General features: G+C 61.2%; 8 protein-coding genes and 4 tRNA genes. 5 read left to right on the forward strand and 7 right to left on the reverse strand.

The window, feature by feature from the left end:
- Window positions 1-150 precede the first annotated feature (150 nt).
- A complete protein-coding gene (locus M5B99_RS26635) occupies window positions 151-882 on the reverse strand; it encodes an FKBP-type peptidyl-prolyl cis-trans isomerase (protein ID WP_248806858.1) in 732 nt (243 codons plus the stop codon).
- Window positions 883-1,149: 267 nt separating this feature from the next.
- On the opposite strand from M5B99_RS26635, the gene M5B99_RS26640 reads away from it, so the two are divergent.
- Together M5B99_RS26640 and M5B99_RS26645 are read left to right on the forward strand one after the other, a co-directional pair.
- Window positions 1,150-2,955 carry a di-heme-cytochrome C peroxidase gene (locus M5B99_RS26640; RefSeq protein ID WP_248806859.1) on the forward strand — a complete coding sequence of 602 codons (1,806 nt, stop codon included), beginning with the start codon at window positions 1,150-1,152 and terminating at the stop codon, window positions 2,953-2,955.
- A 37-nt stretch (window positions 2,956-2,992) separates the two neighbouring features.
- Window positions 2,993-4,129, forward strand: a complete 1,137-nt coding sequence (locus tag M5B99_RS26645; protein ID WP_248806860.1) for a catalase family protein — start codon at window positions 2,993-2,995, stop codon at window positions 4,127-4,129.
- A 151-nt stretch (window positions 4,130-4,280) separates the two neighbouring features.
- On the opposite strand, the gene M5B99_RS26650 is transcribed toward M5B99_RS26645, so the two are convergent.
- The 6 genes from M5B99_RS26650 to M5B99_RS26675 all read right to left on the reverse strand — a co-directional run bounded on the left by M5B99_RS26650 (window position 4,281) and on the right by M5B99_RS26675 (window position 7,588).
- A tRNA-Asp gene (locus M5B99_RS26650) sits at window positions 4,281-4,357 on the reverse strand.
- 19 nt (window positions 4,358-4,376) lie between these two features.
- Window positions 4,377-4,452, reverse strand: a tRNA-Val gene (locus M5B99_RS26655).
- 166 nt (window positions 4,453-4,618) lie between these two features.
- Window positions 4,619-5,914, reverse strand: coding sequence for an MFS transporter (locus tag M5B99_RS26660; protein ID WP_248806861.1), 1,296 nt, complete (start codon window positions 5,912-5,914; stop codon window positions 4,619-4,621).
- A 46-nt stretch (window positions 5,915-5,960) separates the two neighbouring features.
- Window positions 5,961-7,100: a mandelate racemase/muconate lactonizing enzyme family protein gene (locus M5B99_RS26665; protein WP_248806862.1), complete on the reverse strand. Its 1,140-nt coding sequence runs from the start codon at window positions 7,098-7,100 to the stop codon at window positions 5,961-5,963.
- 316 nt (window positions 7,101-7,416) lie between these two features.
- Window positions 7,417-7,493, reverse strand: a tRNA-Asp gene (locus M5B99_RS26670).
- Window positions 7,494-7,512: 19 nt separating this feature from the next.
- Window positions 7,513-7,588: transfer RNA gene (locus M5B99_RS26675), tRNA-Val, on the reverse strand.
- 160 nt (window positions 7,589-7,748) lie between these two features.
- Between M5B99_RS26675 and rdgC the strand changes: the two genes are divergently transcribed.
- From rdgC to sugE, 3 genes are all read left to right on the forward strand, one after another.
- Entirely contained in the window at window positions 7,749-8,669 is a 921-nt protein-coding gene (rdgC, locus tag M5B99_RS26680; protein WP_103499789.1) for a recombination-associated protein RdgC, read from the forward strand.
- A gap of 293 nt (window positions 8,670-8,962) precedes the next feature.
- On the forward strand, window positions 8,963-9,928 hold the full coding sequence (locus M5B99_RS26685) for a bile acid:sodium symporter family protein (RefSeq protein WP_248806863.1): 966 nt from the start codon (window positions 8,963-8,965) through the stop codon (window positions 9,926-9,928).
- Window positions 9,929-10,044: 116 nt separating this feature from the next.
- Window positions 10,045-10,362 (forward strand): quaternary ammonium compound efflux SMR transporter SugE, encoded by a 318-nt coding sequence (gene sugE, locus M5B99_RS26690; protein ID WP_248806864.1) that lies wholly within the window; start codon window positions 10,045-10,047, stop codon window positions 10,360-10,362.
- Window positions 10,363-10,614 lie beyond the last annotated feature (252 nt).

Raw genomic sequence — 10,614 nt, forward strand, 5'->3', positions numbered from 1 at the left:
ATTATTTCATTGACTTGGCGTCAGTCTACGATTAGGCCGGCTAGCTGAATATTAAGACTATACCGACCTATAGATGTTCGTTTTCTTACAGCGTGTCTTGTTCAGAAACGACAACGCCCCGAAAACGGGGCGTTGTCATGAGCCGGCGCCTTATTTTTTGGCGGCGGCATCTTCCTTGGCGGGATCCTTGGCGGGATCCTTGATGGCCAGCAGTTCCAGGTCGAAGACCAGAACCGAGTTGGCCGGGATTGCCGGGCTTGGGCTTTGTGCACCGTAGGCCAGGTCGCTCGGGATATACAGCTTGTACTTCTCGCCGACGTGCATCAGTTGCAGGCCTTCGACCCAACCTGGAATCACGCCGCTGACCGGCAGGTCGATCGGGCTGCCGCGATCCACGGAGCTGTCGAAAGTAGTGCCGTTGGTCAGCTTGCCGGTGTAGTGAACAGTGACTACGTCGGTCGGCTTGGGCTGAGGACCGTCGGCTTTCTTGACGACTTCATACTGCAGGCCGGAAGCGGTAGTGACGACACCTGGCTTCTTGGCGTTTTCTTCGAGGAATTTCTTGCCGGCAGCCGCCGACTCTTCGCTCAACTTGGCCATGCGCTCTTCAGCGCGCTTCTGCAGGGCGGCAAAGGCTTCGACCAGTTCGTCGTCCTTGAGCTTCTGCGGCTTCTTGCCGACGGCATCTTCGATACCCTGGGCCACGGCCTTGGAATCGAGGTCGTCCATGCCTTCCTGGGCCAGGCTCTTGCCCATGTTCAGGCCGATACCGTAGGAGGCTTTTTGCGCCGGGGTTTTCAGCTCTACGCTGGAATGCGAGTCGCAACCCGCGAGTACCAGGCCTACCAGGGCTACCGCCGCCGCCAACCGATGCTGTTTCATGCTATTTCCTTGTTCATGCGCCTAAAGGGCAATCGTATAAAGCCGCGAGCTTATCAGGCCGCCACGACCAATGGCTACCGGCATGAGAGCGGCAAACAGCCAATAAGTTCAGGTGTTTGAGCCATTTTACAAAACCCTGACAGTCTGCTTACGTCTGCATGGAGATGGCCGCGGCGCCACGGGCCAGCAGTCACGGCCATCATGGCTACTTGATGCTAGGCAACGGCTCAGGCATAAGAAGGAAACAACTCGACAAGGATGGTTATCTTGCGCATTTTTTACCGTGTATTACTGGCAGTGATTCTCCTGTTTTGCCTCGGCATCGCGGTGATCCTGTACTACATCGTCAATCCGAAATTGCCGGTTTACGTACCGGCCCAGGTGCGCTACCTGGAGCAATGGAGCGAGGCCGACCGGCAAACCTACTACTACACCCCCCAGGGGACCCAGGTCAAAGGACTGCGTTATGACTGGTTCACGGCGCTGGAACTGCCGTTTTCCGAACAGCGCTTTGCCGAGCCCGCGTATCTGGCGCGGTTCGGCTTCCTGATCGACCCAAAGCGCAAGGCCAGCGCGAACAACCTCGGTAATCTGCCGGTGGGTTTCGCCCGCCACCAGAACCCCGGCAGCCACGAGCAGTACCTGGATATCACCTGCGCCGCCTGCCATACCGGCGAGTTGCGCTACCAAGGCCAGGCGCTGCGGATCGACGGCGGCTCGGCCCAGCATGTGCTGCCTTCCAGCGTACCGACGGTGCGCGGCGGCAGTTTCGGCCAGGCCATGGTGGCGAGCCTCGCCGCCACCTATTACAACCCCTGGAAGTTCAAGCGCTTTGCCCACAAGGTCCTGGGGGAGAACTATGACGCCCAGTACGATCAGTTGCGCGGGGACTTCAAGCAGTCGCTGGACACCTTCCTGAAGACCGCCTGGAACGATACCCATCGCGGCCTCTATCCGACCCAGGAAGGCCCGGGCCGTACCGACGCCTTCGGCCGAATCGCCAACGCCAGCTTCGGCGATGCCATTTCCGAGAAGAACTACCGTATCGCCAACGCCCCCGTGGATTACCCGCAGCTCTGGGATATCTGGACCTTCGACTGGGTGCAGTGGACCGCCTCGGCGCAGCAGCCCATGGCACGTAATATCGGTGAAGCGCTGGGAGTCGGTGCGACCCTGAATTTCTTCGACGGCAACGGCCAGCCGCTACAAGGGGCGGATCGCTACCCTTCCGGCGTGCGCGTGCGAGACCTGCAACGGATCGAGGAAACCCTCAAGCACCTGCAACCACCGCACTGGCCGGAGGATCTGTTCGGCAAGGTCGACCTGGTGCTGGCCGCCAAGGGCCGCGGGCTGTTCGCGGAGAACTGCGCCGGCTGCCACGTGCCCCCCCTGACCGAGGAGAACGGTCGCCCGGTGAAACACCTGGTGTCCATCCCGGTCGCGACGATCGGCACCGACCCGAATACCGCCAATAACATCGCCGACAATCGCTACGACCTGAGCGCACTGCAATGGAACCCGGCCGAGCTGGCCAAACTGCCGGTGCAGTTGCACCCGACACCCGAGGCGCCGCTGGACCTGACGCAGTTGTCGGTGGCCAAGGGCCTGGCCTATGTCACCGCTTTCGTCGAAGAGCGCGCCTATCGCGAGGCCAAGGTCACGCCGGAAGAACGCCCGGCCATGGACGGCTTCGGCCTGCCCATCGGCGTACTCGAACAACGCGCCTACAAGGCCCGGCCGCTGGCCGGCGTATGGGCCACTCCGCCGTTCCTGCACAACGGCTCGGTGCCTACGCTGTATCAACTGCTCTCACCCCAGGACGAGCGCGCCAGCAGCTTCTATCGCGGCACCTTCGAATACGACCCGCGTCATCTCGGTTATCGCCAGGAGGCCTTTGCCAATGGATTCCTGTACGACACCCGAATCAGCGGCAACCACAACAGCGGCCACGAATTCCGCGCCGGCAAGCGTGGCAATGGTGTGATCGGTCGTTTGCTGCAGCCCGAAGAGCGCTGGGCCCTGCTCGAATACCTGAAAGTACTGGGCGGCCCGCTGGAGTCGCAACTGCCATGACCCCTCCCCCTCGCATTCACATCAAAAGGATGTCTACATGCTGACCCGACTCTGGCTGCGCCTCGGCGCCTTTCTGGGCAAGAGCCTGCTGACCCTGATCGGCCTCGGCCTGGTCGGCTGGGCCCTGGCCAGCGGCTGGTACGCCTGGCGCCACAGTGGCCCGGTGTCCGCCGAGGAGCAGATTCCGCCCGGCGAATCGGCCATGACCCAGGACATCATCCAGACTGCCGTGCGCATCGTCGACCAACATCGCGAGGGCACCCGTTACCTGCGCGATGCCCATGCCAAGGCCCACGGCTGCGTGAAGGCCGAGGTCCAGGTGCCGACTGATCTGAGCAACGACCTGCGCCAGGGCGTGTTTGCCGAACCGGGCAAGACCTGGCAGGCGCTGATCCGCCTGTCCAATGGCAACGCCTATCCGCAGTTCGACAGCATTCGCGATGCCCGGGGCATGGCGCTGAAGTTGCTCGATGTACCGGGCAAACAATTGCTGCCGGGACAACAGGGACGCAACGAACAGGATTTCGTGATGTTCAGTCATCCGAACTTCTTCGTCAGCGATGTCGCCGAGTACCAGCAGAACATCGGCGCCCAGGCGGACGGCAAACAGGTGCTGGCGTTTTTCCCGAGCTGGAAGCCGAGCACCTGGCAGGTGCGCCATCTGTTTATCGCCCTGGCGACCTTGGCACCGGCGCCGGCCAGTCCGACGCAGACCACCTATTTTTCGGTCTCACCGTACAAGTTCGGCAACGACAACGCCAAGTTCCGCGTGGCCCCAGATCCGCAGAGCTGCCCGGAATATGCCCTACCGAAACAGAATGAGGACCTGCCGAACTTCCTGCGCAGCGCCCTGGCCCAACAGTTATCCACAGACCGTGTGCCGGCCTGTTTCGTCTTGCAGATCCAGCGGCAGAATACCCATCTGTATATGCCGATCGAAGACACCAGCATCGAATGGAAGGAGAGCGATGCGCCGTTCCAGACCGTGGCGCGGATCCGGATTCCGGCCCAGGATTTCGATACGCTGGAACAGAATATCGCCTGTGACAACCAGTCGTTCAGCCCCTGGCACGGGCTGGAGGCGCACCGGCCGATTGGTGGGATCAACCGGCTGCGTAAAGCGGTGTATGACGCGGTCAGCGATTACCGGCATAGCCGCAACGCCGAGCAATGAAAGCTTCCCTGCTGACACGTCCCTGTGGCGAACGGGCTTGCCACAAATGGTGTTCGCCGGATGCCCTCTACAAACGCCAGACGACAAAAAGCCCGCACAAGGCGGGCTTTCTGTGATGACCTGGCGTTCAGTGCTCCAGATCATTTGAAGATGGCGCAGCGGACGGGACTCGAACCCGCGACCCCCGGCGTGACAGGCCGGTATTCTAACCGACTGAACTACCGCTGCGCGTAGCGTTGAAGCGAAATGGTGGGTGATGACGGGATCGAACCGCCGACCCTCTGCTTGTAAGGCAGATGCTCTCCCAGCTGAGCTAATCACCCTTTCGTTTCGGTGCCGGCGCATTATGCCACAAAAAAATCATAACGCACTGATTTAGATAATCTTTTTTCAGTACCTGGATTTTTCGCAGCCCGGACCGGAAAAAAACCCGGACAAGACCGGCGCAACCCGAAGGCCAGCGCCCTGCCGGACCTGGTCGCCAATACCTTATTTCAATGCGGCCGAAGGGCCGGCGCGCAAGCTTCCGGTTGCCGGAGCATGCCCGCGTACCGCCAGGATGACCACCAGCATGCCCAACCCGCACACCCCGGCGGTGATCACGAACGCGACGTTGTAACCACCGCCGTACTGGACCACCAGGCCGGTCAGGGACGGCGCAATGATGCCCGCGAGATTGGCCAGCAAATGAACAAAACCACCGGTACCGCCAACACGATTCTTCGGCACGATATCCTGGATCAGTGCCCAGCAGATCTGCGGGGTGACGAACAGGAAAATACTCGACACCGTGATGCTGGCGACCGCCATGCTCAACGACGACACCTGGGTGGTGATCATCACGCAGCCGGCCGCTACCCCAAGACCAACGATCAACACGCACTTGCGCGCCAGGATCACGTTACCCAGCCTCCTGGCCAATGCATCGGTGACAAAACCACCGCCCAGAAAACCCAAGGCCGCCCCCAGCCAGGGGATCACGGCAATGATGCTCATGCGCTTGATGTCCAGGTGCTGGAAGTCCATCAGGTAGCTGGGCAGCCAGGTCAGGAAGAAATACAGCACATAGTTGAAGCAGAAAAATGCGGTCGCAACGGCCAGCACCGGAGCGGAAAAAATGTAGCTGAGCAGGCTGCGGCCTTCCTGCACGCCTTCGACCAGGACCTCGGTACGGCTGACACGAATCAACTCGCGCTCAGCCTCCGATACCTTCGGGTGCTGCTCGGGCGTGTCCTTGAACATCAACAGCCAGGCCAGCAGCCACAGCGCTCCCAGCAGCGCAATTACCACGAACGATACGCGCCAGCCATAATTGAACGCCACCAGGCCGACAATCGGCCCGGCCAAAGCAGCGCCCAGTGGCTGGCCGCAGTTGGTGAACCCCAGCGCCCGCCCGGCCTCTTCCCGCGGGAACCAGTGGGTGATCGCCTTGTTGGTGGTGGTGCCCATCGGGCCCTCGCCCATGCCGAACAACACCCTGAAAATCAGCAGGTGGACATACCCGGTAATGACCGCAGTCAAACCACAGAACAACGACCAGACGCCCGCCGCCCAGGCGAAGACCTTTTTCGGGCCGTAGGTGTCAGCCGCCCAACCGCCGACAAAACACAGGGCGCAGTAGCCGATGAAAAAGCTGCTGAAGATAAAGCCCATCTGGGCATCGTCGATGTGCAGTTCGGTTTTCAACAGTGGCGCCACCACCGACAGTGCGGCGCGATCCAGGTAGTTGAGCATGCCGGCAAAAAACAGCAGCCCGGCGATTTTCCAGCGATAGTTGCCTTTCATTTTTTATGGCCTTTATTATTTTTGGAAGGTGACTGCGTTTGGCGGTTCAACTGATCAGCGCGTGGTCCGTGCAATAGGTCCGAAGCACCTCGACGTCAGGCACAAAGCCAAGGCCTGGCACGTCGGGTAGGCTCATACGTGGCTTGAAAGCGAGTTCGGGGTACAGCAGGCGTTCGAACTCGATGAAGGGGACTTCCAACGCCACGTCCGCCGGCAACAGCGTGCACAGGTGGGCGACAGCGAGCAGCCCGGGGCCGAAGTAGAAGCAATGGGGCACGACTCGGACAGCGTGTTCGCGGGCAATCGCAAAGATCTCCAGCATCGCGCTGATGCCCCCGACCTTGGCGACACTGGGCTGCAAGACATCCACCGCGCCTTGCTCGACCAGGGCGCGAATACCGTTCACCCCGGCGGCGTTTTCACCCGCGGAAATCGCCACGCCATGACAACGCACCTGAGCCAGGCCACTGACATCGTCGGGCGGCCAGACGGGCTCCTCCAGCCAACCGAGCTCAAGCACACGCAACTGCTCGGCCATGTCGCACGCCTGGGCACGGGTCCAGGGACAATTGACATCCACCATCAACTCGCCGACCGACACAGGCAACGCCGCACGGGCCGCCGCGATGGCCGCATAGGTGGTTTCATGCAGTTTGATCTTGGCAAAGCCCTGCTGCTGGGCGCGCTTGACCTGAGCAAACACTTCGTCGGGATCGCCGCCATAACTGACCAGGCTGGCATACAGCTCAAGCTCGCGCGGCGTGCCGCCCAGCAACTGATGCAGGGGCTGGCCGGCCACCTGCGCGGCCAGGTCCCACAAGGCGATGTCGATACCGGACAAGGCATACACCATCGGCCCGGTCGAGCCGAAACCATGCAAGGCGCGACGTGCGACTTCCAGGCTCTGTACGCGGTCAGCCAGCGCGGTACCGATGAACATCGGCGCCACCACCTCAGTCAATGCCCTGAAGGTCACCGGATTGGCGCCATGGCCAAAAGCCTCGCCCCAACCGCTCAGGCCCGTGTCGGTGGTGACCTTGAGCATCAGGCTTTCCATGCGCCGATGTCGTGGCGACGCGGCATTGAAGACATCGTCATCCCTGGCCGGCCCAAGGTTCTTGCGCTCGGTGGTGCCCGCGGAGAACGGAATGCTCAGGCGAATGATCTCGATACTGCGAATAATCACAGGCAGGTCTCCCAAAGCTTTTTTTGTTGATGTTATAAACTGGCGAGGCGCAGTGTTACGTTATCGTACAACATCAAGAAGACCAGAAGGAATGGATCATGCGAGTTATCCGAATAATGGAATCGGAAAGGCCAGCATTGGCGGACAGGTCAGGGTTGAGCACGTAGGAATCGAAAAGCGCGAGCCGGTGGCGTACTTGAATAAGCACTTGAAACCACGACGGATGAGGGTTCCGAAAGACATTCGGAAAAAAAAAGCCCGCACTAGGCGGGCTTTCTGTGATGACCTGGCGTTCAGTGGTCCAGATCATCGAATATGGCGCAGCGGACGGGACTCGAACCCGCGACCCCCGGCGTGACAGGCCGGTATTCTAACCGACTGAACTACCGCTGCGCGTAACACTGATCACGAATGGTGGGTGATGACGGGATCGAACCGCCGACCCTCTGCTTGTAAGGCAGATGCTCTCCCGGCTGAGCTAATCACCCTTCGCTTTCGGTGTGGCGCGCATTCTACGGAGCACGCCCCACTCTGGCAAGCACTTTTTTTAATATTTTTCTCAGGTCTTCCAAAGACTTAGCTGAGGGTTGGCCTATGGGGCCATGAAGAGAATAATGCCCTCCTTTGTATAAAGGAGAGATGCACCCCATGTGGTTCAAGAACCTGCTGATCTACCGCCTGACCCAAGATCTGCCTTTTGATGCCGAGGCGCTGGAGACCGCACTGGCGAGCAAGCCGGCCCGCCCCTGTGCAAGCCAGGAGTTGACCACTTACGGTTTCGTCGCGCCCTTCGGCAAAGGAGAAGACGCCCCGCTGGTGCATGTCAGCGGCGATTTCCTGCTGGTGGCCGCGCGCAAGGAAGAACGCATCCTGCCCGGTAGCGTGGTGCGTGATGCACTGAAGGAAAAGGTCGAGGAGATCGAAGCCGAACAGATGCGCAAGGTCTACAAGAAGGAGCGTGACCAGCTCAAGGATGAAATCATCCAGGCGTTCCTGCCGCGGGCGTTTATCCGTCGCTCATCGACCTTTGCCGCTATCGCGCCGAAACAGGGCCTGATCCTGGTCAACTCGGCCAGCCCGAAACGCGCCGAAGACCTGTTGTCGACCCTGCGTGAAGTGCTCGGCACGCTGCCGGTGCGTCCACTGACGGTGAAAACCGCGCCGAGCGCGATCATGACCGACTGGGTCAAGACCCAGGTGACCGCGGAGCATTTCTTCGTCCTCGACGAATGCGAGCTGCGTGACACCCATGAAGACGGCGGCATTGTGCGCTGCAAGCGCCAGGACCTGACCGGCGAGGAAATCCAGTTGCACCTGAGCACCGGCAAGGTGGTGACTCAGTTGTCCCTGGCCTGGCAGGACAAGCTGTCCTTTGTGCTCGACGACAAGATGGTGGTCAAGCGCCTGAAGTTCGAAGACCTGCTGCAGGATCAGGCCGAACAGGACGGCGGCGAAGAAGCCCTGGGCCAGTTGGATGCCAGCTTTACCTTGATGATGCTGACCTTCGGCGAGTTCCTGCCGCAGCTGTTCGAGGCCCTGGGTGGCGAGGAAATGCCGCAGGGTATCTGATCGCACGCGGTAAGCTCCGCTCCCACAGAGACCCGCTCGATCGATAAGGAAACTTGAAACCGAGCACGGTCTTGTGGCGAGCGGGCTTGCCCGCGCTGGGACGCGAAGCGGCCCTAAAACCGGCGAATGTGATCTATCAGGTAGACCGAGATAACCGGTTTACGGCTGCTTCGCAGCCGAGAGCGGCGGCGCGGCGTCCCGACAAACCCGCTCGCCACAAATTTCGGCCTGGCTTGAGATCGGGTGGTTGGGACAAGTTCGCTCAGCATCACACACATAACAAGGAAACCCCCATGCGCGCACTGGCCACACTCAGCCGCTTCGTCGGCAATACCTTCGCCTACTGGGTGCTGGTTTTCGCCGTGCTGGCGTTCCTCCAACCCAGCTGGTTCATCGCCTTGAAATTCGCCATCGTGCCGCTCCTCGGCCTGGTGATGTTCGGCATGGGCCTGACCCTCAAACTTGACGATTTCGCCGAAGTCGCCCGCCATCCCTGGCGCGTGGCCCTGGGCGTGATCGCCCACTTTATCATCATGCCCGGCGTCGCCTGGCTGCTCTGCCGGGCCTTCCAACTGCCGGCGGAAATCGCCGTCGGGGTGATCCTGGTCGGCTGCTGTCCCAGCGGCACCTCGTCCAATGTCATGACCTGGCTGGCCCGCGGCGACCTCGCGCTGTCGGTGGCCATCGCCGCCGTCACCACCCTGCTCGCCCCGCTGCTGACGCCCGCGCTGATCTGGCTGCTGGCCTCGGCCTGGTTGCCGGTATCGTTCGGCGAGCTGTTCTGGTCGATCCTGCAGGTGGTGCTGCTGCCGATTGTGCTCGGCGTCGTCGCCCAACGCCTGCTGGGCGAGCGGGTCCGCCATGCGGTGGAGTTCCTGCCGCTGGTGTCGGTGGTGAGCATCGTGATCATCGTCGCCGCCGTGGTCGCCGCCAGCCAGGCGAAGATCGCCGAATCCGGCCTGCTGATCATGATCGTGGTGATGCTGCACAACAGCTTCGGCTACCTGCTGGGTTACTTCACCGGGCGCCTGTTCAAGCTGCCACTGGCCCAGCGCAAGTCGCTGGCGCTGGAAGTCGGCATGCAAAACTCGGGGCTGGGTGCCGCCCTCGCCAGCGCACACTTCTCACCGCTGGCGGCGGTACCCAGCGCGCTGTTCAGTGTCTGGCACAATATTTCCGGCGCCCTGCTCTCGACCTGGTTCCGCCGCATGAGCGAAAAGCAGGACCGCGAACAAGCCGCTGACCGTGTCCTGGACTGAAGGAAACTTGATCCTCCGGACAGGAATGGGCACTATAGTGCGCAGCGCAGGGACGACCTTGCGGCTTGAGCGCAGTATCCATCCGGGGACGACCCCATCCATAGATGGAGGTTTTCATGTCCTGGATCATTCTGTTTTTCGCCGGTCTCTTCGAAGTCGGCTGGGCTGTTGGTCTCAAGTACACCGACGGCTTCAGCCGGCCGCTGCCCACTGCCCTCACCGTCGCGGCCATGGCCATCAGCCTCGGCCTGCTGGGCCTGGCCATGAAGGAATTGCCGCTGGGCACCGCCTATGCAATCTGGACCGGGGTCGGCGCGGTGGGCACGGTGATCGCCGGGATCATCTTGTTCGGCGAGTCCATGGCGTTGTTCCGGTTGGCGAGCGTGGCCTTGATCATTACCGGGCTGGTCGGCCTGAAGATCTCGGCCGCCTGACATGATCCCTTGTGGGAGCCGGCTTGCCGGCGATGAGGTCAGTGGGCTTTGCATTACCTGATCGGCCGCCATCGCCGGCAAGCCGGCTCCTTCAATCGCAAAAATGTGGGGCCCGAGGGGCCGCAAAAAGCTTCGCGGGCAAGCTCCGCTCCCACATCGGATATCCAGTCGTAAGCAAACTCTCGGCTAGACACACCATTGTGGGAGCAGGATTCATCCGCGAAGAGGCCCTCGATACCACCAAAAGCTTCG

Source organism: Pseudomonas sp. MWU13-2100 (assembly GCF_023242365.1).
Taxonomy (GTDB): Bacteria; Pseudomonadota; Gammaproteobacteria; order Pseudomonadales; family Pseudomonadaceae; genus Aquipseudomonas.